Genomic DNA, 24,201 nt, shown 5'->3' on the forward strand with positions numbered 1-24,201 from the left:
GACGCTGCCAGCCCTTACTGCGCCAGGCGCTGCCAGGTGGCGACCACGCTGTCGGGATTCAGCGAGATGGAGGCAATGCCTTCGTCAGCCAGCCATTGGGCGAAGTCCGGGTGGTCCGAAGGGCCCTGGCCGCAGATGCCCACGTACTTGCCCTGGTCCAGGCAGGCCTTGATGGCGCGCGACAGCATCTTGCGCACGGCGGGGTCGCGCTCGTCGAAGTCGGCAGCCAGCAGCTCCAGGCCGGAGTCGCGGTCCAGGCCCAGCGTCAGCTGGGTCAGGTCGTTGGAGCCGATGGAGAAGCCGTCGAAGAACTCGAGGAACTCGTCGGCCAGGATGGCGTTGGAGGGCACCTCGCACATCATGATGAGCTTGAGTTCGTTGTCGCCGCGCTTGAGGCCGTTGGCCGCCAGCAGCTGGGTGACGCGCTCGGCCTGCTTGAGCGTGCGCACGAAGGGAATCATGATCTGCACGTTGGTCAGGCCCATGTCCTCGCGCACGCGGCGCAGTGCCTCGCACTCCATGCGGAAGGCCTCGCCGAAGTCCTCGGAGATGTAGCGCGCGGCGCCACGGAAGCCCAGCATGGGGTTCTCTTCCTCGGGCTCGTAGCGGCTGCCGCCGATGAGCTTGCGGTACTCGTTGGACTTGAAGTCCGACATGCGCACGATGACGGGCTTGGGCCAGAAGGCGGCGGCAATCGTGGCCACGCCTTCGGCAACCTTGTCCACATAGAAGGCACGCGGCGAGGCATGGCCGCGGGCCACGGACTCGACGGCCTTCTTGAGGTCGGCATCGACGGCGGGGTAGTCCAGGATGGCCTTGGGGTGCACGCCGATGTTGTTGTTGATGATGAACTCCAGGCGGGCCAGGCCCACGCCCTCGTTGGGCAGCTGGGCGAAGTCGAAGGCCAGCTGGGGGTTGCCCACGTTCATCATGATCTTGGTCTTGATGGCGGGCATCTCGCCACGCTGCACTTCGGTGATCTCGGTCTCGATCAGGCCGTCGTAGATCTTGCCGGTATCGCCTTCGGCGCAGCTGACGGTGACCAGGGTGCCGTCCTTGAGCAGGTCGGTGGCATTGCCGCAGCCGACCACGGCCGGAATGCCCAGTTCGCGCGCAATGATGGCCGCGTGGCAGGTACGGCCGCCACGGTTGGTGACGATGGCCGAGGCGCGCTTCATCACCGGCTCCCAGTTGGGATCGGTCATGTCGGTCACCAGCACGTCGCCGGGCTGGACCTGGTCCATGTTGGCGATGTCATTGACCAGGCGCACGGGGCCCGTGCCGATCTTCTGGCCAATGGCGCGGCCTTCGGCCAGCACATTGCCCGTGCCCTTGAGGGCGTAGCGCTGCTCGGCCTGGCCCTTGGCCTGGCTTTTCACGGTCTCGGGGCGGGCCTGCAGGATGTAGAGCTGGCCGTCCGTGCCGTCCTTGCCCCACTCGATGTCCATGGGACGGCCATAGTGCTGCTCGATGACCAGGGCATAGTGGGCCAGCTGCTGCACGTCCTCGTCGGACAGCGAGTAGCGGTTGCGCAGCTCATGGGCCACGTCGGTGGTCTTGACCAGCTTGCCGCTGGCGGCCTTTTCCTCGGGCGAGGCAAAGACCATCTGGATCAGCTTGGAGCCCAGGTTGCGGCGGATCAGGGCCTTCTTGCCGGCCTTGAGCATGGGCTTGTGCACATAGAACTCGTCAGGATTGACGGCGCCCTGCACCACGGTCTCGCCCAGGCCGTAGCTGGAGGTGATGAAGACGACTTCCTCGAAGCCCGATTCGGTGTCGATGGTGAACATCACGCCGGCAGCGCCCAGGTCGGAACGCACCATGCGCTGCACGCCGGCCGACAGGGCCACCACGTCGTGGGCAAAGCCCTTGTGCACGCGGTAGGAGATGGCGCGGTCGTTGTACAGCGAGGCGAAGACTTCCTTCATCTTGTGCAGCACCGACTCGATGCCCACCACGTTCAGGAAGGTTTCCTGCTGGCCGGCGAACGAAGCGTCGGGCAGGTCTTCGGCCGTGGCCGAGGAGCGCACGGCGAACGAGGCTGCCTCGTTGCCGCCCTGCAGCCGCACGAATTCCTCGCGGATGGCCTGCTCCAGATCGGCCGGGAAGGGCTGGTTCTCGACCAGGGCACGGATTTCGGCACCGACCTGGGCCAGGGCGCGGACGTCTTCCACGTCCAGGGCGGCCAGCTTGGCACTGATCTTGTCGGCCAGGCCGTCGTGGGCCAGGAACTGGCGGAAGGCGTGGGCCGTGGTGGCAAAGCCCGTGGGAACGCGCACGCCTTGCGGCAGCTGCGAGATCATTTCGCCGAGCGAGGCGTTCTTGCCGCCTACGGACTCGACATCGGTCATCCTCAGTTGTTCAAACGGAACGACGAGGGCGGTGGCCTCGAACAGTTGAGACATGGGAAAGCTCCAGAAGTTGAAAACCGTCGTGCGCCGCCCCGGCTGCCAAAGCCGGGCACGGTCGATCCATCCACGCAGGCATGCGCGAGGCTTTGCTGTTCTGGTTGGAGGCCGGCAGCGAGCATGGATGGGAAATTGGGAATAATGGGCGCCATTGTAGGCGTTTGCCGTGAACCGACGGCAGCCCCCCTGTCCAGAGTCCGACCACCATGCACACCCACACCATCTTCGTCATCTCCGATGGCACTGGCATTACAGCCGAGACCTTCGGCACGGCCATCATGGCCCAGTTCGACACCAAGTCGCGCCTGGTCCGCATCCCCTTCGTGGACACCATGGACAAGGTGCACCAGGCAGTGCGCCAGATCAACCATGTGGCCGAGTCGGAAAGCCACAAGCCCATCGTCTTCACCACCCTGGTCAACCAGGACATGCTCGACCTGATCGAGAGCCAGTGCAAGGGCAAGGTGTTCGACATGTTCGGCACCTTCGTGCGGCCGCTGGAGCTGGAGCTGGGCCAGAAATCGCTGCACCGCGTGGGCCGCTTCGCCGACATCAGCGAGAGCAAGGAGTACCTGGAGCGCATGGAGGCCATCAACTACACGCTGGCCCATGACGACGGCCAGACCCACCAGGACCTGACGGGCGCCGACGTGATCCTGGTCGGTGTGTCGCGCAGCGGCAAGACCCCCACCAGCCTGTACCTGGCCATGCAGTTCGGCCTCAAGGTGGCCAACTACCCGCTGATCCCCGAGGATTTCGAGCGCAAGCAGCTGCCGCCCGCCCTGGTGCCCTCGCGCAAGAAGCTGTTCGGCCTGACCATCGATCCGCAGCGCCTGTCCAGCATCCGCAACGAACGCCGGCCCGACTCCAAGTACGCCAGCCTCGTCAATTGCCGCTACGAGGTGGCCGAGGCCGAATCCATGATGCGCCGCAGCGGCATACCGTGGCTGTCGAGCACGACCAAGTCCATCGAGGAAATCGCCACCACCATCCTGCAGGAGGTGCTGCCCCAGCACCTGGGGCACTAGCCTCCCCTGCGCTGCTCAGGCCGGGACGTTCCAGCGCAGCATGGGCTGCTGCGGCAGCGTCTCGACCAGGTAGTCCACCAGGGCCCGCACCTTGGTCGGCACGTACTGGCGGTCTCGAAAGCAGGCGAAGAAATCCAGCGTGGTGTCCTCGAAATGCAGCTGCCCCTTGCGGGCCGGGCCCAGGGCCAGCGGCTGCAGCAGTCCTTCGCGCATGTAGCGGTGGGCAATGAAGCTGCCGATCCAGACAATGCCGCCCCCGGCCACGGCCATCTCGGTCAGGGCATCCACGTCGCTGGCGATGGCGGTCACGCGCAGCTGCGGGTCCACGCGCTTGCCGTCGCGTGAAAACGGCCAGCGCATGAAGCGGCCATCGGCCTCGCGCCGGTACAGCAGGCAGGCATGGTCCAGCAGATCCTGGGCCGTCCGTGGCCTGCCATGGGCCTGCAGATAGGCCGGTGATGCACACAGCACGCGCGGCACGGCCGCCAGTTGGCGCACGGCCATGCCGGGCTCCAGCACATCGCGGTAACGCACGCTGATGTCCACATCTTCCTTGAGCACATCCACCTGCCGGTCCACCACCAGCAACTCCAGCTCCAGCCGGGGATGCTGCGCGGCAAAGGCCGGCAGCAGCGGCGCCAGCACATGGCGGCCAAAGGCTGCCATGCAGGCGATGCGCAGCCGGCCCTGCAACTCGCCGTGCAGCTGGGACAGGTCGGACTGCGCTTTTTCCAGCTCCTGCAGCACGGGGCCCACGCGCGCCAGATAGCGCTCGCCCGCCTCGGTCAACGCCATGGATCGCGTGGTGCGCGTAATCAGCCGCGTGCCCAGCTCGCGCTCCAGCCGGGCGATGTTCTGGCTGGCCGCAGCCGGAGAAATGCCCAGCTGGCGCGCAGCCGAGGCAATGGAGCCGCCTTCCAGGGCTTTGACGAAGGTCTCGATGGAGCGCAGATTAGGCACAAAAAACTATGGATGAAAAATGGATTCATCAATATAGCTTACGAGTGCACCAAGCTGCAGCCCTCTACACGGCAGCATGGGCCTTGCCTACAGTCCTGCACTTGCCGCGCCGAATCGACAAGCGGCCTGACCGGATCCGTCTCCATGCCTCCTACCTCCGCATCTACCTCTGCCTCCATTTCCCCTGCAGCCCCCCGCAGCCGCAAGCTGCACCGCCGCTTCGCACCCATCGTCTTTGCCTTCTACATGTCGGCCATCATGGCGTTTCTGATGTGCTGCGCCATCGTCGGCGCCAACAGCGGCCTGGGCGCCGACTACCTGCGGCGCGTGATACAGGCCTATGTGCTGGCCATGCCCGTGGCCTTTGTCTGCGTGATGGTGGTGCGTCCGCTGGTGGGCAGGCTGGTGGCTGCCACCGTGCACCTCTGACGCGGCCCGACGCAGGGCCGGATCTTTCTTTTCAGGGCCTGGGTGCGCTCAGGCCAGCGCCTGCGCTGCCAGGCGCGGCAGGCCCGCCACCAGTTCGCGCCAGCCGGGCAGCTCGGCCCGGCCCGGCTTGCGCTCGCCAAAGAACATGGCCATCAGGTCGCCCTGGGCATCGAAGGCCTCGACCGAGGTGACCACGCCATCGGCCGTGGGCTTTTGCACGGCCCAGACGCTGGCGATCAGGTCGCAGCGCAGATGCAGGTTGAAATCCGGGTCCATCACATTGATCCATTGCGCGCCGCCGGGCGTGTCCATGGGCTGGATGTTGTGCACGGGGCCGGTGTGGATCTGTATGCAGCCGCCGCTGTCCACGAAGACCATGATGGGCAGGCCGTCCACGGCCGCATCGCCCAGCAACTGGGCCACGGACTCGGGCGCCAGCCGCGCGCAGTGACCGGGCACCAGGCGGAAGGCCTGCTGGCGCTCGGCGCCAAACCGGCGCAGCAGGTCGAAGAATTCATGCGTGTCCTGCATGGCGGCCCAGGCAGTGCTCAGGCCGGGCACGTCGATGGCCTCGTCGGCCTGCGGCAGCGCACGCGGGCGGGCATGGCGGAACAGGTAACCGGCGCTGGGCTCGGCGAAACGCTGCACCAGCGCCTCCCACGCCTGCAGGTCGGTGGACTCGCGCGCATGGACCTTGTGCACGGCACGGCCCTGCGCATTGAAGAACTGCAGGCTGCGCATGGCCGGCCTGCCGGCCTGGGCAGGCTGCTCGGTCACGGCATAGCCGGCATGCCATTGGGCAAAGAACATTCGCAGGTCGATGTCGCGGCCCAGGGCAAGGCCCACGCCGCCGTTGGCCGAAAGCTTCTGGTAGACCCCGGTCTTTTCGTGGACCGTGGACTCGTTGCGCGTCAGCGCCATCACGGGGCCGCAGTCCTGCAAGCCCTTCAGGATGGCCAGCCATTCGGCACGCAGCGGCACGGCCTGGAGGCTGCCCTCATGCTGGCCCGCATGCGCGGCAATGGCGGCGCCTTCCGGCAGGCCCAGGGAATCGGCGGCCTCCTTGGCGCGCAGGCCACCCTGGCGCGCCCGCGCAAAGCGCTGGCGGACTGCGGGAGCATCGACGGGAATCAGGAGCCCGCCCTCCTCGGCATCGTGGACGGCGCTGCTCATTGCAGGGTGTCCAGCGGTGCGTGCCAGAGCGCATGGGGCACCGGCTGGGCTGCATGGGCTCCAGGCAGGGACACTCCGGCATCGGGCACGGCGCGGTGCGAGCGCAACGGCGCGCCCGCATCGGCCACTGCCTGCCAGCGTTGCTGCAGCCGCCCCAGCAGGGCGCGCATGTCATGGGACAAGCCGCCCGCGCAGGCCAGGTTTTCGAGCTGCTCGGCCACCCGTGCGGCCATGGCCGGCCTATGGGTGTCGCAGCAGCCGTGGCCGAAGCCGGTCATCAGGGCCAGCGTGGCAGCCAGCGCGGCCTCGTTCTCGGGCAGCAGGTATTCCTCGTCCTGGGCAAGGCTCTCACTCTTGGATGGATGCATGGGGTTCTCCTTGCGTTTCAGTTGGCAGCGTTGCACATGCATGCGCCCGCGCCACAGGCGCATGCTTCAGAAATCCTTGACCATCGACACCCGCACATGGCGGCCGGGCTGGCTGTAGGCGTCGGCAATCGCCGTGCTGGCAGCCAGGCCGCGCACATCGGCCCAGCGCCAGTACTTCTTGTCGGTCAGGTTGTAGATGCCGGCGTTCAGGCGCAGGTCGGGGCGTATGCGCCACTGGGCACTCAGGTCGGCGACGGTGGCCGAGGGGCTGAGCCAGGCGGCGCTGCCGTTGGACACATCGCCGGCCTTCTTGCCGCTCCAGTGCGAGACGTTGAACTGCACGCCCACGGCAGAGCGCTCATAGCGCACGCCCAGCACCAGTTGCTGGGGCGAGATGGTGTCCAGCGGCTTGTCGGACTGCGTGTCCTTGCCGTCGGTATAGCCATAGGCCAGGCGCGTCTGCCAGTCGCCGCCGCCCCAGCGGCCCCAGTCGTAGTCGGCCTTGAGTTCGAAGCCGCTGATGCGGGCACGGCCCACGTTGATGGACTGGTAGATGGCGGGGTTGGCCGCGTTGCCGGGCTGGCCCGCAACCAGTTGCTGGTCGACGATGAAGTCCTTGTAGCGCCCCGTGAACACGGCGGCGTCCAGGCGCAGCCTGTCCATGCGCCCGCGCAGGCCCAGCTCGAAGGTCTGGCTCTTTTCAGGCCGCAGGTTGGGGTTGGGAATGTTCCGGTAGAACGCCACCGGGTTCTCGAAGAAAGCGTTGATCTGGCCGGCATTGGGCGCCCGGAAACCTGCCGCATAGTTGCCATAGACGGACCAGACCGGGCTGGCCTGCAGCATCACGCCCAGCTTGGGCGAGAGCGCGGAGTCGGAGTTGCTGACCACGGTGGGCACAAAGCCGTTCTGCCGGGGCTTGATGCTGTAGTGCTCGGCGCGCAGGCCCGGGGTCACGCTCCAGGGGCCGTTGTGCAGTTCGGCCTGGGCGAACAGGGCGGTGGCGCTTTCGGTGGTGTCGGGGAAGCGCTTGAGCGGGAAGCTCTCGCCCACGGGCGGCGTGATGCCGTTTTGCGCGTTGACCACCTTGTTGCGGAGGTAGTCCAGCCCGTAGGTGAACTTGCCGCTGGCCGAAGAACTCCAGCGCAGCAGGCGGCTGGCCTGGGCGTGCAGCTGGATCGCGTCCTCGTCATAGGTCACGTCGCGCTCGCGGTAGGGCAGGCCGATGCGCGTCTCGGTGACGAATTCGCGCGCGTCGGACTTCTGGTAGCTGGCCATCAGCTGCAGTTCGTCGGCCAGCGCCGTGCCCAGTTGCTGCCACTGGCCCTGCCAGCTGGCCCGCCAGCGCTTCATGTCGGTACGCGAGTCGGAATTGGCCACGGTGGCCGAGCGCGCGGACAGCAGGGCGTAGTCGGCGCGCTTGTCCACGTTCTCGAAGGTGAAGACATGCTTTTGCACGGCACTGGGCGTGAAGACCAGGCGGCCCATCAGCGATTCGCTGCGGTCTTTCTCGGGATTGGGCGTGGTGCGCGCCGCGCCCGTCACGTTGTTCGTGCCCATGTTCTCCAGCGCGTGCGAGCGGCCCAGGCCCGCCGACAGCAGCCATGCCCATTCGGGGCTGGCACGGCCCGCCACGGTGGCGCCCAGCTTGCGGCCGTTGTCCGAGCCGTCGTAGCCGGCAGCCACGCGGCCGGCGATGCGCTTGTCCTTGCCCAGCAGATCGTCCGGCTGCATGGTCACGAAGTTGACCAGGCCGCCCATGCCGTCCGAGCCATAGAGCGCCGGCGTGGAGCCGCGCAGGATTTCCACGCGCTGCACCAGGCCCAGGTCCAGGTAGTCGCGGCCGAAGCTGTTGGCGCTGAAGCTGTAGCTGCGCGGCAGGCGCACGCCATCGACCAGCATGAGCACGCGGTTGCCATCCAGGCCACGGATGTTGAAGCCGCTGTTCTGGTCACGCCCGGCCGACGAGGCCGCCAGCGAGAAGCGGGCCGGGGCACGCGGCACCTCGACATTGGGCAGGAGGTTGACCATCTCGCGGATGTCGCTGGCCTGCTCGCGTTCCATGCGGCCGGCGTCGATCACGTCGATGCTCATGGGCAGGGTGTCAGGGTCCTGCACCTCGCGCGAGGCGCTGATCACCATCTCCTTGAGGGCCGGGGCACGGGTCCGTACCCCGGACGCGGCCTGCGCCAGCAATTGCGTGTCGGCATCCCCGGCATTTGCAACGTTTGCGGCGGCCTGCCCCGGATCCTGGGCCAGGGCAGCGGAGGCGCACAGCAGCGCGCAGGCGGCGGCCAGGGGATGGCGCGCCCGCCGGGCGCTTGATTGCATTGCGAAGTCGTAAGCCATTGCGAAGCCCTCTCTCTCTGATCAACATGGATGTGCGAGAGCTGGCTTCTGCTTGCAGCGGCTGGCGGGTGGCCCGCCAGCCGTTGGCGCGTCATGTGCTGGCTGGATGAAGAAAAATTATATGCGAATAGTTCTCATTTATTGGTTTGATCTGGCGCATGGTCCCCGGAACAAACCCTGCTGGCGCCGCGTGCCGCCAGGCAGCTATCTGTGCGACACCCACAGCGACAAGGCCCGCGCCTGAAGACGCGGGCATGAAAAATAGCCCCACCCTCCCCTTGCTGCGCCAGGTGTTTTGCCCCTGGCAGGGCGATGAAAAAAGGGCCCGGATGCCATGGCATCCGGGCCCTTTCTCCGCCTGCTCCGCGCCATGGCGGAGCAGCAACTGGTCAATGGCTGGTCAGTGGCGGATCAGGTGGTCGAAGGCCGACAGCGCAGCCGTGGAGCCGGCACCGGCAGCGATGATGATCTGCTTGTACGGCACGTTGGTGCAGTCACCTGCGCCGAACACGCCGGGCACGCTGGTGTGGCCCTTGGCGTCGATCACGATCTCGCCGAAGCGTGTCAGCTCCACCGTGCCCTTGAGCCAGTCGGTGTTGGGCAGCAGGCCGATCTGCACGAAGATGCCTTCCAGCGCCACGGTCTTGACCTCTTCCGTCGTGCGGTCCTTGTAGGTCAGGCCGGTGACCTTCTTGCCATCGCCGTTGACCTCGGTGGTCTGGGCGTTGAGGATGACCGTGACGTTGGGCAGGCTGCGCAGCTTCTTTTGCAGCACGGCGTCGGCCTTGAGCTCGCTGGCGAACTCCAGCAGCGTCACGCTGCGCACGATGCCGGCCAAGTCGATGGCCGCTTCAACGCCCGAATTGCCGCCGCCGATGACGGCCACATTCTTGCCCTTGAACAAGGGACCGTCGCAGTGCGGGCAGTAGGTCACGCCCTTGGTGCGGTACTTGTCCTCGCCCGGCACATTCATGTTGCGCCAGCGCGCGCCGGTCGAGAGGATGACGGTCTTGGCCTTGAGGCTGGCGCCCGAGGCGGTCTGCACCTCGATCAGCCCGCCTTCCGTGGCAGCCGGAATCAGTTTGGACGCCGTCTGCAGGTTCATGATGTCCACCTCGTAGTCGCGCACATGGCGCTCCATGGCGGCGGCCAGTTGCGGGCCTTCGGTCTTGGAGACCGAGATGAAGTTCTCGATGTCCACGGTGTCCAGCACCTGACCACCGAAGCGCTCGGCGGCGATGCCGGTGCGGATGCCCTTGCGCGCCGCATAGATGGCAGCGGCCGCGCCGGCCGGGCCGCCGCCGACGATCAGCACGTCGAAGGCATCCTTGGCGGAAATCTTGGCCGCTTCACGCGAAGCGGCGCCGGTATCGACCTTGGCCACGATCTCGGCCAGCTCCATGCGGCCCTGGCCGAAGCGCTCGCCGTTCACAAAGACGGTGGGCACGCCCATGACTTCGCGCTGCTCGACTTCCTTCTGGAACAGCCCGCCGTCGATGGCGGTATGGCTGATCTTGGGATTGAGCACGGACATCAGGTTCAGCGCCTGCACCACGTCGGGACAGTTGTGGCAGGACAGCGAGTAATAGGTCTCGAAGTGCAGCGGCACGTCGATATTGCGCACCTGCTCCAGCAGCTCGGCCGATTCCTTGGACGGATGGCCGCCGACCTGCAGCAGGGCCAGCACCAGCGAGGTGAATTCATGGCCCAGGGGGACGCCTGCGAAACGCACGCCGCTGTCCACGCCGGGATTGGTGATCAGGAACGAGGGCTTGCGCACCTCGGCGTCGTTGTGCTCGACGACGGTGATCTTGTCGCTCAGCTCGCGGATTTCCAGCAGCAGTTCCTTCAGCTCGCGCGCACCCTGGCTGTCATCCAGCGAAGCCACCAGCTCCACCGGACGCTGCAGGCGCTCCAGGTAGGCCTGCAATTGGGCTTTCAGGTTGTTGTCAAGCATGTCGGACTCCTAGGGAAATACGAATTTTCGGAAAAAAAAGCCCGGGCGCCAGGCACCCGGGCGTCTTCAACAGTTCAACTGTGAACAGGAAGCGGTGTACCGCTTAGATCTTGCCGACCAGGTCGAGCGAGGGAGCCAGGGTCTTGTCGCCTTCTTCCCACTTGGCGGGGCAGACTTCACCTGGGTGGTTGCGGACGTACTGGGCAGCCTTGACCTTGCGCAGCAGATCGACGGCGTTGCGGCCAATGCCTTCGGCGGTGATTTCCACGGCCTGGATCACGCCATCGGGATCGACGATGAAGGTGCCGCGGTCAGCCAGGCCCTGGCCGGGACGCAGGACTTCGAAGTTGTTGCTGATTTCCCAGGTGGGGTCGCCCAGCATCGTGTACTTGATCTTGCGGATGGTGTCAGACGTGTCGTGCCATGCCTTGTGCACGAAGTGGGTGTCGGTGGACACGGAGAAGACTTCCACGCCCAGCTTTTGCAGTTCGTCGTAATGGTCGGCCACGTCGCCCAGTTCGGTGGGGCACACGAAGGTGAAGTCAGCGGGGTAGAAGAAGAACACGGCCCACTTGCCCAGGACGTCCTTTTCGGTCACTTCGATGAACTTGCCATTCTTGAAGGCCTGCGTCTTGAAGGGCTTGATTTGGGTGTTGATCACGGACATTGCTGTTTCCTTTGTGGTTGGTGAGTGAACACAGGACGAAGTCTAGGCCCAGGCAATCGATTGATCCAATGAATTGATTGAATTCATCCGATTGCCAAAAACTATGTGAACATCCTTGGTCTCCAGGCCTGCGGGCTTGACCAGCCCGCCACCGGCCTGAAGAGGCTATTTTGGGCCGAAATATGACAAGGCAATGCAGCAACCCCGCAGCCGCGTCGGCAGCCGGCCCGCAAACGAGAACGCGCCTCATAAGCAGCCAATGCGCGATAACAGGGGTTTGCTTGATCTGACGCAGAAACCCTAGACAATCCACCCCTATAGCGGCCGGCGATCGGCGCGGTCCCCCACGTACAACAAAGGAGTTCCCCATGCAAGGCGACGCACAAGTCATCACCTGGCTGCAAGCCCAGCTCAAGAACGAGCTGACGGCCATCAACCAGTACTTCCTGCACTACCGCATGTACAAGCACTGGGGCTTCGACAGGCTGGCCAAGAAGGAATACAAGGAGTCCATCGGCGAGATGAAGCACGCCGACTGGCTCATGGACCGCATCTTCGTGCTCGACGGCCTGCCCAACCTGCAGGACCTGGGCAAGCTGCAAGTCGGCGAGGACGTGCCCGAAGCCCTGGCTTGCGACCTGAGCAGCGAGAAAACCGCGCAGCAGACCATCAAGGATGGCATCGCCCACTGCGAAAGCGTGCGCGACTATGTCTCGCGCGATCTGCTGCAAAAGATCCTGGACGATACCGAGGAGCACATCGACTACCTCGAAACCCAGCTGGACCTGATCGACAAGGTCGGCATCCAGAACTACCTGCAGTCGCAGATGGACGAAGAGTCCTGAGCATCGGACTCAGGGGCGGCGGCACAGGCCGCACCCCGCACTCGAAACGACGGGCCTGTGTGCCCGTTTTTTCATCTTCTGGCCCGGCTATCGGTCACTCGTCGGCATACCGCAGCGGAAACAACAGAAGAAAGGTCGTGCCGGTCTGCGCGGCCGACTGCACCTCGATCGTGGCGTCCAGCAATTCCGCCAGCCGCTTGACGATGGACAGGCCGATCCCCTCGCCTGCGCCGCTGCGGTAGCTGGCCGCCGCACCGCCTTGCTGCGGCGCGCCCCCGGTGCGGACCTCCCCGGACGCCGCCGTCCCCAGGTGGCCCGAAGGGTCCATGTCCGTGGCCTGTTTGAGGGCGGCAACCAAAGGCGCCGCAGGCGCCATGCCAGGGCCCGTGTCCCCGATGGAGAGCATCCAGCGGCGCCGGTCCTCCCCATCGCCCAGAGCCCACTTCACCGTGACACCGCCCTCCTGGGTGTACTTGAGCGCGTTGAGTATCAGGTTCTGCGCGATGCGGCGCAGTTTCAAGGCATCGCCTTCCACCGGCATCGTCCCCGGCCCCTGCAGGTGCAGGTACAGGCCGCGATCGTTGGCCAGGGCCTGCAGTCCCTCGCACAGATGGGTGATCACCTCGGCTGCGTCAAAGGAGGTCAGCTGGCGATGCTCGCGCCCGGCGTGCAGCTTGGCCAGTTCCGTCACGTCATCCAGCAGATGGCGCAGCGACTGGACGTTGCGGTCCAGCATGCGCAGGAGTTTCTCGCGCGACTGCGCCGGCGCATGCTGCATGCCCAGGCCATGCGTCACATTGGCCACCACGCCGACGTTGCTGCGCAGGTCATGCGCGACCTGCTCCCACAGTTGCGAGCGCTGCAGGTCCAGCGTGCTCACGTCATGCAGCGCCGCTTCCAGGTCCCGGACATGGCCCTCGGCCTCCTGCTGCTGCAGGCGGAAATACTGGGTGCTGCTGTCCTGCACGTCGCGCGTGTAGGTGGCGGCCCAGGCCTTGCGCGCAACGGGCATGGCGCCATGCGCATCGGGATGCTCCTCGGCATAGGCCTCCAGTTGCGCCACCATGACTTCGTTGAGCAGGCCCAGCTCGCGCACGACTTCATGCAGGTCATAGCCCTGTTGCCAGCGGTGCAGGCCGTGGGCGGCGGCCTGCTCGCCATCGCCCGGCGGCTCGGCAGCGCCTGCCGGGGCACCGCCGAGGGCTCGCAATTGCTGCTCGAACGCGGCCAGCACGGCCGGAATGTGATCGTTCAACTGGGTGCGGGGAAGCGCCTCGCCGGCGGTCAGTGCCGGGTCCCGCCTGACGGCCTTGCGCCATGTCTGCAAGAGTCCTTCGCGCTGCGCCGCGAGGGCGTCTGCCAGTATGCAGAGTTCATTTCCTTGGCTTGTCATGGATCGGCATCCGTGGCGGTCTGTAGAGAGGGAAAAAATGCGTTGCGCCAAGGATGGTAAGGCCAAAAACCCGGCCGATCGGGCTCGTGCCGGCGCGCCTACAGGCCGGTGGGAAAGTGCACGCCCGCGCGCTGGGCAGCCTGCACGATGTGCGTGGCCATGGCCTGCTGCGCCAGTTCGGGCCGCCCCTGGGACAGGGCCTCGATGATGGCGGCATGCTCCTCGGCGGTCGCATGGCGCGCGCCGCGCTTGTAGTACGGCAGGCGCTGGCTTTCCTGCATGACCTCGCCGCTGCCGCGCAGCACGTCGGCAATCGCATGGTTGCCCGAGATGGTGGCGATCTGCAGGTGAAATTCGAAATCCAGGCGCGTGGCCTGCACGAAATCGGCCAGCTCGATGCTTTGCTGCATGGCCTGCAGGTTGGCCTGCAGGGCCGCCACGTCTTCGGGCTGCACCACCAGGGCGGCCAGGCGTGCCACAAAGCCCTCCAGCGCATAGCGCAGCTGATAGACATCGGTGAGCGCATGCGAGTCGGCAAAGCGCCAGGCCTCTGCGGCGGAGGCCGGGGCGTCGGTGGCCTCGGTCACGTACATGCCCTTGCCGGGCCGCGCCACGACCAGGCCCAGCCCCTGCAGCGTGGACAGTGCCTCACGCAGCGAGGTCCGGCTGATGCCCAGTTGCTCCGACAGGTCGCGCTGCGACGGCAGCAGCGCGCCCACCGGATACACGCCGCCCTCGATCCACTCGCGGATCACGCGGGCGGCATTGCCGGCAACGGCGGTGCTGGCGGAAGGACTGGAAGCGGTGCTGGGTTCCATGCGTTGGCAGGTCTCGGGGTCGGGGGCGGCAGGTGCGCTGATCTTAGCGACTGCGCACCGCTGCCGCATGGTCGTGGGTCGTGTGGTCGTGGGTCGTGCAGCGTTGGTGCCTCTACTTGTTGACCAGCTTGGCCGGCACCGTATAGGTCAGGAAGGCCCCGAACAGCAGCACGCCGGCCAGCACGAACATGGCGGCATTGGTGCTCTGTGTCGCATCCTTGATGAGGCCGATCATGTAGGGACTGATGAAGCCGGCCAGGTTGGCAAAGGAGTTGATCAGCGCAATGCCGGCTGCCGCACCCGCGCTGGACAGGATGGCCGTGGGCAGGCTCCAGAACAGCGGAGAGGTCGCCAGGCTGCCGCCCGCGGCCAGCGCCAGGGCGGCCAGCGACAGATAGACGTTGCCGCTGAAGATGGCCGACAGCATCAGGCCCGCTGCGCCCACGCAGAACGGCACGATCAGGTGCCAGCGGCGCTCGCGCATGCGGTCCGAACTGCGGCTGACCAGATTCATGGACACCACGGCCACCGAGAACGGCACGGCCGTCAGCAGGCCGATGTGAAAGGCCCCCTCCACGCCCGACTGGCGGATCAGGCTGGGCAGCCAGAACGTGAGGCCGTACTGGCCCATGACGGTGCAAAAGCAGATCAGGGCCATCTTGATGATGCGCGGGTCGGAGAACAGCGCGCGCAGCGTCACATGGCTATCGCTCTTGCTGGCGTTCTCGCGGGCGATGTTGCGCTCCAGCAGGGTCTTTTCCGCCTCGGTCAACCAGCGTGCGGCGCGGATGCCGTTGTCCAGGTACCAGAGCACGGCCAGGCCCAGGATCATCGAGGGGATGGCCTCGAGCAGGAACAGCCATTGCCAGCCGCGCAGGCCCGCCACGCCCTGCATCAGGTCCATGATGCCGCCCGACAGCGGGCCGCCCAGGATGCCCGAGACCGGAATCGCGCACATGAACAGCGCCACCATGCGGGCGCGCCGGTACGACGGAAACCAGTAGGTCATGTACAGGATCATGCCGGGGTAGAAACCCGCCTCGGCCGCGCCCAGCAGAAAGCGCAGCACGTAGAACTGCGTGGGCGTGCTCACGAACATCATGGCCGCCGAGATCAGGCTCCACATGATCATGATCCGCGAGATGGTGGCCTTGGCGCCTATGCGGTGCATCAGCATGTTGCTGGGCACCTCGAAGAAGAAGTAGCCGATGAAGAACAGCCCCGCACCCAGGCCGTACATGGCTTCGCTGAACTGCAGGTCGGCCAGCATATGCAGCTTGGCGAACCCCACGTTCACCCGGTCCAGGTAGGCCGCCACATAGCAGGCCATGATGAAGGGCAGCAGGCGCCAGGCCACCTTGCGGTAGACGGCGGCCTCGGCCTGCGTTTCGCTGGCCAGCGCCGGCGCCGCGCCGGCGACCTCGGCAGATGCGGGAAGAGATGACATCAGGGAGTCCTTGGTTGAGGAGTTGTGATCAACTGGTATTACCGGTATGAAATTACGAAGCGAACGGTACCCCCAGCGCTTTGCCATGTGCACTCGCATTTACCCCAATTCAACGCAAGCAAAACTAATTCCCCGAGGTTTGACAAAAATCCGGTCCAACTGCAAACTGGTATTACCAGTACGAAAACAAGAGGCAAAACTTCGTGAACACCTTGTCAGAGACCCGCCCCGCCAGCCTTTGCCTGCGCGCCCAGCCGCTGACCGCCGAGGCCTTTGCCGAGTTTGGCGAGGTCCTGGACAGCACAGGCCACACACCGCTGCTCATCAACGATGGCATGACCGAGCGCTACCACGCCCTGGCCCGCGTGGACACGGGCGGCAGCGAAGGCCATGGGCTGATCAACCTGTTCCATGCCCGGCCCTATGCGCTGCCCCTGCGGCTGACCAGCATGGAGCGCCACCCCCTGGGCAGCCAGGCCTTCATGCCGCTGGATGCACAGCCCTTCATCGTGGTGGTGGCCCCCCTGGGCGAACAGGTGGCAACCGCCGACCTGCGCGCCTTCATCACCAACGGCCGCCAGGGCGTGAACTACCGGCGCGGCGTCTGGCATCACTCGCTGATCGCGTTGAATGCGCCGGCGCGCTTCATCGTGATCGACCGTGGCGGCCCTGGCGACAACTGCGACGTGCTGCCCATCGGCGGCGCCGAGGGCGTTGTGCTGGACCTGGACAGCGCACAGGCCTGAATTCGGCCCACCCAATGAACCAATGAACAAAGCCGCCCGAGGGCGGCTTTGTGCTGCATGGCGGCCGGCGGACTCAGGCGGGCACCAGAAAGTCCCGGCTGATGCCCTGGCCCAGGTCGTGCACACGGTCCAGGAACTGCGTGAGATAGGCGTGCAGGCCCGTGGCCAAGATTTCGTCGATGCGCGCATAGCGCAGGTCGGCCAGCAGGCGACCTGCCTTGCGCTGGGTCTCGCGCGACTGGGCGTTGGCCACGCTTTCCAGGTTGGCCACCACCTCCAGCATGCTGGCCAGCAGCGAGCGCGGCATGTCGCTGCGCAGCATCAGCAGCTCGGCCACGCGCTCGGGCGTGATCACGTCGCGGTAGACCTTGCGGTAGACCTCGAAGGCCGAGACGCTGCGCAGCAGCGCGCTCCAGTGGTAGAAGTCGAACGGCGTGGCCGCCTTGCCCGATGCGCCGTTGCGTGCGCTGCCGTGGTAGTCGCGCTCGATGGCGTGGAACTTCACGTCCAGCAGGCGTGCCGTGTTGTCGGCGCGCTCGATGAAGGTGCCCAGGCGCAGGAAGTGGAAGGCCTCGTCCTGCAGCATGGTGCCCAGCGTCACGCCGCGCGACAGGTGCGAGCGGTGCTTGACCCATTCGAAGAACTGGCCCGGATCGCGCTCCCAGTCGCCCTCGGCCAGCAGGCGCTTGAGCTCCAGCCAGGTCTGGTTCTGGGTCTCCCAGGCCTCGGTGGTCAGGGCGCCGCGCACGGCGCGCGCGTTCTCCCGCGCAGCGCGCAGGCAGGAGGCGATGGACGAGGAGTTGCTCTCGTCGCGCACCATGAAGTGCAGCACGGCCTCGCGCTGCACCTCGCCGTGGCGGGCGGCGTAGGAGGGGATCAGCTCGCTGATGGACAGCACGCCCTGCCAGGCCTTGCGCGCCACCTGCGGCGCCTGGGGCAGCATGGAGGTGTCATAGGAGACGTTGAGCATGCGGGCTGTGTTCTCCGCACGCTCCGTGTAGCGGGACATCCAGTACAGATGATCGGCAGTACGGCTGAGCATTCAATGTCCTCCCTCGTTTGACTCACCGGCCCCGAGCACCCAGGTGTCCTTGGTGCCGCCGCCCTGTGATGAATTGACCACCAGCGAGCCCTCCTTGAGCGCCACGCGCGTGAGGCCGCCGGCCACCATGCGCACCTGGTTGCCGCTGAGCACGAAGGGCCGCAGATCGATGTGCCTTGGTGCGATGCCCTGCTCCACCAGGGTGGGGCAGGTGGACAGCGCCAGCGTGGGCTGCGCGATATAGCCGCCGGGATTGGCGATGAGCGCGCGGCGGAAATCCTCGATCTCGCCGCGCGAGGCGGCAGGCCCGATCAGCATCCCGTAGCCACCGGCGCCGTGGACTTCCTTGACCACCAGTTCGTCCAGGTGGTCGAGCACGTAGCGCAGGTCATCGGGCTTGCGGCACAGCCAGGTCGGCACGTTCTGCAGAATGGGTTCCTCGCCCAGGTAGAAGCGGATCATCTCCGGCACATAGGGGTAGACCGATTTGTCATCGGCCACACCCGTGCCCGCTGCATTGCAGATGCTCACGTTGCCGGCACGGTAGGCGCGCATGAGGCCGGGGCAGCCCAGCGTGGAGGTGGGGCGGAAGACTTCGGGGTCGAGAAAATCATCGTCCACGCGCCGGTAGATCACGTCCACGCGCTGCGGGCCGCGCGTGGTGCGCATGTAGACCACGTCCTTGTCCACCACCAGGTCCTGGCCCTCGACCAGCTCCACGCCCATTTGCTGGGCCAGGAAGGCATGCTCGAAGTAGGCGCTGTTGTGCATGCCGGGCGTCAGCACCACCACCGTGGGCTCGGGCGTGCCGGCCGGCGCGCTGGCGCGCAGCGTCTCCAGCAGCATGTCGGGATAGTGGGCCACGGGCTCCACGGGATGGCGCGAGAACAGGTCCGGGAACAGCCGCATCATCATGCGCCGGTTCTCCAGCATGTACGACACGCCCGAGGGCACGCGCAGGTTGTCCTCCAGCACGTAGTAAACGCCCTCGCCCTGGGCATTGGCGGCGCGCACGATGTCGATGCCGGCAATGTGGGCGTAGATGCCGCCCTGCACCGCCAGGCCGCGCATCTCGGGCCGGTACTGGCTGTTGTTCAGCACCAGTTCGCGCGGCACCAGGCCCGCGCGCAGGATCTCCTGGTCGTGATAGACATCGTGCAGGAAGCGGTTGAGCGCCGTCACGCGCTGCACCAGGCCCGCCTGCATTCGCGACCACTCATGTGCGGGAATGACGCGCGGTATCAGGTCGAAGGGGATGAGGCGCTCGTTGCCGGCGCCGCTTTCGTCCTTGTCGCCGTAGACGGCGAACGTGATGCCGACGCGCCGGAAGATGATCTCGGCCTCGGCGCTGCGCGCTCGCAGCGTCTGTTCGGACTGGCGCGCAAGCCATTGCGCGTAGTCCTTGTAGTGCAGGCGCACATCGCTGCCGTCGAACGGCGTCATCGTGTACATCTCGTCAAATGGATGCATTCGTCACCTCCTGTCGCTGCATGTGTACGGGGTCTAGCAAGCTACGGGCCAACCCTCGTATCGCACCAGTGTAGCGATAGGTAACCTCAATCCGGACAAGCGGTATCCAGCATATGCATCCTGCTCCGCCATCGGCGCACGCCCTATCCGCCCTGCCCCTGCGTCACGTGCACATCCCAATAGCGGCGTGCCCTTTCCCGCTCGCAGACCAGGTGCACGGGGTCCGAAGAGCGCCAGTGCGCCGCGCCGCAGCGGGCCGACTGCACCACGCCGGCGCCATGGGCCTCATAGCGGTGCACCACCTCGGGGACAGGATGGCCATAGCGGCTGCGATATCCCGCCTGCACCATGGCCCAGCGCGGTGCCAGTGCCTGCACCAGGGCGGTGCTCGATGAAGTGCGGCTGCCGTGGTGGGGCACCAGCAGCCACTGCACGGGCGTGAGGGCGCCGGCCCGTGCCAGGGACCGCTCCTGCGCAGCCTCGATGTCACCGGCCAGCAAGGCCTGCACGCCAGATGCCGAGCGCAGCAACAGCACGCAGCTGCCCGCATTGGCATGGGCCAGCGCCCGTGCGGAGGGCAACCGTTCGCCGGCAGACGGATGGAGCACCTCCAGCCGCACGCCATCCCATTCCCAGTGCTGGCCCGCCTGGCAGCGGCGCACAGCGCCCAGGCCGGCCAGCGCAGGGTCGAGGATCACGGAATCCGATCCCCAGACCTCCGCCTGCGGCTGCGCGGCATGCACGGCCAATGCACCGCCCGTGTGGTCATTGTCGCGGTGGCTGAGCCACAGGGCATCCAGCCTCAGACCCAGAGCCTGCAACAGCGGCACCAGCACCCGGTCGCCGGCATTGCTGTCCAGGCCGTACTGCGGCCCCGCGTCATACAGCAAGGCATGCCGCGCCGTGCGCACCAGCACGGCATTGCCCTGGCCTATGTCCACGGCCATCAGATCGAACTCGCCATGCGCCGGTGATGGCGACGGCCACCACAGGACCGGCAGGCACATGGCCAGGCCCCAGCAGCGCCATCCGGCAGGCACCGGAGCCACCAGCGCCAGGCCACCGCACAGCGCAGCCAGCCCTGCCCACAGCGGTGGCTGCGGCAGTTGCACCACGGCCCATGCCCACTGGTCCAGCCATTGCAGCAGCTCCAGCAGCGGGGCCAGCGCCAGCGCCGCGCCTGTCCACAAAGGCGGCCACAAGGCCCCCAGCAGGGCCAGCGGCGTGACCACGAAGGTCACCCAGGGAATGGCCGCCAGATTGGCCAGCAACCCCGACAGCGAAAGCTGGCCGAACAGCATCAGACCCAGCGGCGCCAGCGCCAGCGAGATGCGCCATTGCTCGCCCCACAGGGCCAGCGCACGGGCAGGCAGCGAAGGCCGCTGCGCGCCCTGCATGCGCGCATCGGTGGCCAGCAGCACGCCCACGGCCACAAAGCTCAGCCAGAAGCCGGCCTGCCACAGGGCCCAGGGGTCCAGCACCACGACCACGGCCAGCGCCAGGCACCACACGGCGGGCCAGGGCCAGCGCAGTCCGGCGCCGCGCAACGCAGCCACGCTGGCCAGCATGCAGACGGTGCGCTGCGCCGGCAGTCCCCAGCCGCTGAACAGCGCATAGCCGCCCGCCAGCAGCACGCCGGCCAGCAGGGCCGCCTGCGGCGCCGGGCACCACAGGCAGGCCCGTGCGCTGCAGCGCCAAAGCCGTCCCACCACCAGGGCTGCCAGCCAGGCGAACAAGGTGATGTGCAGGCCGGAAATGCTCATCAGATGGGCCACGCCGGTATGCCTAAACAGCGCCCAGTCATCCCGCGCAATGGCCTGCTGATCACCCATGGCCAGGGCGGCCACCACACCCAGCATGCGCGGCGCATGGGCAGGGTCCAGGCCGATGCGCTGCAGGGATGCCGCAAGCGCGGATGTGCAGCCCAGGATGGCGTCGCGCATCTGCTGGCGCCAGCGCTGCAGGGCATGGCTGCCGGTGTCGGCCAGTTGGCGTGCAGCGGGCTGTTCGCGCACATGGCCCGTGGCCTGCACGCCCTGCTCCCACTGCCACAGCTCATAGTCGAAACCATGGGGATTGCGCGCGCCATGCGGGCGCTTGAGCCGCACGGTCAGCGCCCAGCGCTGGCCCGGTCGCAGATCGGGCAGCATGGCAACACCCCTGGACTGCCGGCCCCGGGGGGCATACCAGGACAGTTCGATCCGTGCAGGAAACGGCGCCAAGACCTCTTCGCTGCCGGCGATCCGAGCCTGCTCCACCTCCATGCGCCAGCGCATGCCCTGGGCCATGTTCTGGGGAAGCGATGCCACGACGCCGACGATGCGCAGGTCACGCCCCTCCAACGGCGCAGACAGCGCCTGGCCCGCAAAATCCTGGGCCCGCCAGCCGGTCAACCCGCCCACCAGCAAGGCAGCGCAGACAGCGGCCCACAGGCGGTGCACACCACGGCCGCGCCGGCCTGCCCATGCCCTCCATGCCAGGCCTGCCAGCCCCATGCCCGCCAAGAGCAGATACATCCACAACGGCCACAGGCGCGGCTGCGTGACCTGCCAGGCCGCACCGGCCACGCAGCCGAGCAGCAGGGGCGTCCAGGAAGACGGCGAGAGGGTTTGGGCAGGTGCCGCAGGGTGCATCCACACATGCTAGGAGCGGATGCCGCGCAGCCACCATGCACCGCCTCGGATTCAGACAACAATCAGACTGACGGAAGCCCAGGCCCTGACATGCCAGGGTGCAAGGGGCTGTGTCACACTGTCCGCCACCCCGGCACTGGCGCCGGATTTTTCTTGTCTCGAAGGAATCAACGATGAGCGTTTACGAACAACTGAAGGCCCTGAACATCGAACTGCCGTCGCCTGCCATCCCGGCGGCGGCCTACGTGCCCTATGTGCAGACGGGCAATCTGGTGTTCCTGAGCGGCCATATCGCGCGCAAGGACGGCAAGGTCTGGGCCGGCCAGCTGGGCCGTGATCTGCAGACTGCCGACGGCCAGCAGGCCGCGCGCGCCATCGCCATCGACCTGATGGGCACGCTGCAGCACGCCGCCGGCGGCGACCTCGGCCGCGTGCGCCGCATTGTCAAGCTGATGTGCCTGGTCAACTCCACGGGCGACTACACCGAGCAGCACCTGGTGGCCAACGGCTGCAGCGAGCTGCTGGGCCAGGTCTTCGGCGATGCCGGCACGCATGCGCGCAGCGCCTTCGGCGTGGCCCAGATCCCGCTGGGCTCCTGCGTGGAAATCGAGCTGATCGCCGAACTGGCCTGATCGGCAGCATGCCGCCGCACGGCGCCGCCGTGCTCGCAGGCGGCTAGAAGTTCTCCCATTGGCCATCCTCGGCTGCCGGTGCGGCAGGCCGGGGCGCCGAGGCCAGCTTGGGCGCCGCCGCCCTTGCTGCGGCAGGCCGCGCTGCAACCGGCCCGGCAGCCGCAGGCGCCACGGCTGCTGCCGGCCGCCTTGGCGCTGCGGCCGCGCTGTGCGCAGTGCGCGCCGCCGGCGCAGCCTGCCTTGCGAGCGTCGTCGGCGAAGGCGCCAGGTGCGCCACCTTGAACACCGCCACCGTGCGCGACAGCTGCTCGGCCTGCTCCCGCAGGCTTTGCGCCGCGGCTGCGCTTTGCTCGACCAGGGCCGCGTTCTGCTGCGTCATCTGGTCCAGCTGTCCCACGGCCTGGTTGACCTGGGCCACGCCCGCGCTTTGCTCCGAAGAGGCCGCCGTGATCTCGCCGATGGTGTCGGCCACGCGCTGCACGGACTGCACGATGCCCTCCATGGTGGTGCCGGCATCGCCCACCAGGCGGGCGCCGTCCTCCACCCGTTCCACCGAAGCGCCGATGAGCTGGCGGATTTCCTTGGCAGCCGCCGCGCTGCGCTGTGCCAGCGTGCGCACCTCGCTGGCCACCACGGCAAAGCCCCGGCCCTGCTCTCCGGCGCGGGCCGCCTCCACGGCGGCGTTCAGCGCCAGGATGTTGGTCTGGAAGGCAATGGAGTCGATGACGCCGACGATGTCGGCAATCTGCCTGCTGCTGTCGTTGATGCCCTTCATGGTCTCGACCACCCGGGCCACGACCTCGCCGCCGCGCTGCGCCACCTGTGACGCGCCCGCCGCCAGGCTGCTGGCCTGCTGGGCACTGCTGGCGCTTTGCTGCAGCGTGCTGGTGAACTGCTCCATGGCGGCAGCCGTCTCCTGCAGGTTGCTGGAGGTCTGCTCGGTGCGCACGGACAGGTCCTGGTTGCCGGTGGCGATCTCGGCGCTGGCGATGGCGATGCTGTCCGTGCTCTGGCGCACCTGCTGCACCATGCCCGACAGCGATTCGCTCATGGCCTGCAGCGAGCGCAGCAGGTCGCCGAATTCATCAGCACGCTGTGCCTGTCCCTGCACGCCTGCGCTCAGGTCGCCTGCGGCAATGCGTTCGGCCAGTTCGCTGGCCTGGGCCAGGGGACGGCGGATGCTGGCAATCAGGAAATGGGCGCCGATGACGATGCACAGCAGCAGCACGCCCACGGCCGCAGCGGCAAAACCCACGGTGAGCCTGCGCGAGGCTGCCGTCTCTTCCTGGCTGCTGCGCGCCACCTGCTCCTGCATCTGCACGAAGTCGCGCAGCGACTGCAGGTAGGCATCCACGGCAGGGTTGTAGGACTGCTTGACCAGGACCAATGCCTGGTCCTGCCGGCCGTCGGCCTTGAGCTGGCGTGCCTGGGCACGCAGTTCGATCATGGTCTTGCGGGCTGCCGCAATCCTGGCCATCTGCGCCTTGTCTGCGTCGGACAGGGGCATGGCTTCCAGTGATTTCTGCACCTCGGTGATCCGCGCCGAGGTGGCGCTGATCACGTCCTTGAACTCGGCCTCGACGGCGGCATCACTGCTGACCACCACAGCCTGGGTGCGGGCCGCGTTGGTTTCGGTCAGCCCCATCCAACGCACGGCGGCCTGGACCCGCGCCTGCATCTCCTGGGTCACCGCCTCGGACCGGGCCTGGACCTGGGCCGAGCGATAGCCCGACAAGCCGACCACGCCCACCAGCGCCACCACGATGGCGGCCACTGCAAGCCACAGCTTGTGTGCCATGCGAAGTCGCAGCATATCCAGTCTCCCTCATTTTGGAAGAC

Annotated in this window: 19 protein-coding genes; 5 read left to right on the top strand and 14 right to left on the bottom strand. The window is 66.9% G+C overall.

Annotated features, from left to right (window positions below; translation table 11 throughout):
- Nucleotides 1-14: 14 nt before the first annotated feature.
- Complete coding sequence (gene ppsA, locus BW39_RS00935) at nucleotides 15-2,405, bottom strand: phosphoenolpyruvate synthase (RefSeq protein WP_012206863.1); 2,391 nt, start codon at nucleotides 2,403-2,405, stop codon at nucleotides 15-17.
- Nucleotides 2,406-2,614: 209 nt separating this feature from the next.
- Here ppsA and ppsR point away from each other — a divergent pair, with 209 nt between their 5' ends.
- On the top strand, nucleotides 2,615-3,436 hold the full coding sequence (ppsR, locus tag BW39_RS00940; protein ID WP_012206864.1) for a posphoenolpyruvate synthetase regulatory kinase/phosphorylase PpsR: 822 nt from the start codon (nucleotides 2,615-2,617) through the stop codon (nucleotides 3,434-3,436).
- Between the two features lie 15 nt (nucleotides 3,437-3,451).
- Here ppsR and BW39_RS00945 read toward each other — a convergent pair whose 3' ends face one another.
- Complete coding sequence (locus BW39_RS00945) at nucleotides 3,452-4,396, bottom strand: LysR family transcriptional regulator (RefSeq protein ID WP_043819159.1); 945 nt, start codon at nucleotides 4,394-4,396, stop codon at nucleotides 3,452-3,454.
- A 144-nt stretch (nucleotides 4,397-4,540) separates the two neighbouring features.
- On the opposite strand from BW39_RS00945, the gene BW39_RS00950 reads away from it, so the two are divergent.
- Nucleotides 4,541-4,825 (top strand): DUF2798 domain-containing protein, encoded by a 285-nt coding sequence (locus BW39_RS00950; RefSeq protein WP_043819160.1) that lies wholly within the window; start codon nucleotides 4,541-4,543, stop codon nucleotides 4,823-4,825.
- 48 nt (nucleotides 4,826-4,873) lie between these two features.
- Here BW39_RS00950 and BW39_RS00955 read toward each other — a convergent pair whose 3' ends face one another.
- The 5 genes from BW39_RS00955 to ahpC all read right to left on the bottom strand — a co-directional run bounded on the left by BW39_RS00955 (nucleotide 4,874) and on the right by ahpC (nucleotide 11,336).
- On the bottom strand, nucleotides 4,874-5,998 hold the full coding sequence (locus BW39_RS00955) for a hemin-degrading factor (protein WP_043819161.1): 1,125 nt from the start codon (nucleotides 5,996-5,998) through the stop codon (nucleotides 4,874-4,876).
- Nucleotides 5,995-6,366, bottom strand: a complete 372-nt coding sequence (locus BW39_RS00960) for a hypothetical protein (RefSeq protein WP_043819292.1) — start codon at nucleotides 6,364-6,366, stop codon at nucleotides 5,995-5,997. The genes BW39_RS00955 and BW39_RS00960 overlap by 4 nt, the downstream gene beginning before the upstream one ends.
- A gap of 66 nt (nucleotides 6,367-6,432) precedes the next feature.
- A complete protein-coding gene (locus tag BW39_RS00965) occupies nucleotides 6,433-8,712 on the bottom strand; it encodes a TonB-dependent hemoglobin/transferrin/lactoferrin family receptor (protein WP_043819162.1) in 2,280 nt (759 codons plus the stop codon).
- Nucleotides 8,713-9,112: 400 nt separating this feature from the next.
- Entirely contained in the window at nucleotides 9,113-10,669 is a 1,557-nt protein-coding gene (gene ahpF, locus BW39_RS00970; RefSeq protein WP_012206870.1) for an alkyl hydroperoxide reductase subunit F, read from the bottom strand.
- 103 nt (nucleotides 10,670-10,772) lie between these two features.
- On the bottom strand, nucleotides 10,773-11,336 hold the full coding sequence (gene ahpC, locus BW39_RS00975) for an alkyl hydroperoxide reductase subunit C (protein WP_012206871.1): 564 nt from the start codon (nucleotides 11,334-11,336) through the stop codon (nucleotides 10,773-10,775).
- A 368-nt stretch (nucleotides 11,337-11,704) separates the two neighbouring features.
- Here ahpC and bfr point away from each other — a divergent pair, with 368 nt between their 5' ends.
- Nucleotides 11,705-12,181 (top strand): bacterioferritin, encoded by a 477-nt coding sequence (gene bfr, locus BW39_RS00980; RefSeq protein WP_012206872.1) that lies wholly within the window; start codon nucleotides 11,705-11,707, stop codon nucleotides 12,179-12,181.
- Between the two features lie 94 nt (nucleotides 12,182-12,275).
- Here bfr and BW39_RS00985 read toward each other — a convergent pair whose 3' ends face one another.
- The 3 genes from BW39_RS00985 to BW39_RS00995 all read right to left on the bottom strand — a co-directional run bounded on the left by BW39_RS00985 (nucleotide 12,276) and on the right by BW39_RS00995 (nucleotide 15,839).
- Complete coding sequence (locus BW39_RS00985; protein WP_043819164.1) at nucleotides 12,276-13,574, bottom strand: sensor histidine kinase; 1,299 nt, start codon at nucleotides 13,572-13,574, stop codon at nucleotides 12,276-12,278.
- Between the two features lie 98 nt (nucleotides 13,575-13,672).
- A complete protein-coding gene (locus BW39_RS00990; RefSeq protein ID WP_043795813.1) occupies nucleotides 13,673-14,392 on the bottom strand; it encodes a FadR/GntR family transcriptional regulator in 720 nt (239 codons plus the stop codon).
- A 112-nt stretch (nucleotides 14,393-14,504) separates the two neighbouring features.
- Nucleotides 14,505-15,839 (bottom strand): MFS transporter, encoded by a 1,335-nt coding sequence (locus BW39_RS00995; protein ID WP_043819165.1) that lies wholly within the window; start codon nucleotides 15,837-15,839, stop codon nucleotides 14,505-14,507.
- 203 nt (nucleotides 15,840-16,042) lie between these two features.
- On the opposite strand from BW39_RS00995, the gene BW39_RS01000 reads away from it, so the two are divergent.
- A complete protein-coding gene (locus BW39_RS01000) occupies nucleotides 16,043-16,585 on the top strand; it encodes an ureidoglycolate lyase (RefSeq protein WP_034396397.1) in 543 nt (180 codons plus the stop codon).
- A gap of 73 nt (nucleotides 16,586-16,658) precedes the next feature.
- Here BW39_RS01000 and BW39_RS01005 read toward each other — a convergent pair whose 3' ends face one another.
- The 3 genes from BW39_RS01005 to BW39_RS01015 form a co-directional block, all read right to left on the bottom strand.
- The gene (locus BW39_RS01005) at nucleotides 16,659-17,627 is read right to left on the bottom strand and encodes an alpha-E domain-containing protein (RefSeq protein WP_012206877.1); all 969 of its coding nucleotides are present in this window, start codon (nucleotides 17,625-17,627) and stop codon (nucleotides 16,659-16,661) included.
- Nucleotides 17,628-19,097: a circularly permuted type 2 ATP-grasp protein gene (locus BW39_RS01010; RefSeq protein ID WP_012206878.1), complete on the bottom strand. Its 1,470-nt coding sequence runs from the start codon at nucleotides 19,095-19,097 to the stop codon at nucleotides 17,628-17,630.
- A 143-nt stretch (nucleotides 19,098-19,240) separates the two neighbouring features.
- The gene (locus BW39_RS01015) at nucleotides 19,241-21,730 is read right to left on the bottom strand and encodes a DNA internalization-related competence protein ComEC/Rec2 (protein WP_043819167.1); all 2,490 of its coding nucleotides are present in this window, start codon (nucleotides 21,728-21,730) and stop codon (nucleotides 19,241-19,243) included.
- Nucleotides 21,731-21,903: 173 nt separating this feature from the next.
- Here BW39_RS01015 and BW39_RS01020 point away from each other — a divergent pair, with 173 nt between their 5' ends.
- The gene (locus tag BW39_RS01020; protein WP_012206880.1) at nucleotides 21,904-22,362 is read left to right on the top strand and encodes a RidA family protein; all 459 of its coding nucleotides are present in this window, start codon (nucleotides 21,904-21,906) and stop codon (nucleotides 22,360-22,362) included.
- 43 nt (nucleotides 22,363-22,405) lie between these two features.
- Here BW39_RS01020 and BW39_RS01025 read toward each other — a convergent pair whose 3' ends face one another.
- Nucleotides 22,406-24,175 (bottom strand): methyl-accepting chemotaxis protein, encoded by a 1,770-nt coding sequence (locus BW39_RS01025; RefSeq protein WP_043819168.1) that lies wholly within the window; start codon nucleotides 24,173-24,175, stop codon nucleotides 22,406-22,408.
- Between the last annotated feature and the right edge of the window lie 26 nt (nucleotides 24,176-24,201).

This window comes from Delftia sp. RIT313 (genome assembly GCF_000632165.1).
Lineage (GTDB): Bacteria > Pseudomonadota > Gammaproteobacteria > Burkholderiales > Burkholderiaceae_C > Comamonas > Comamonas acidovorans.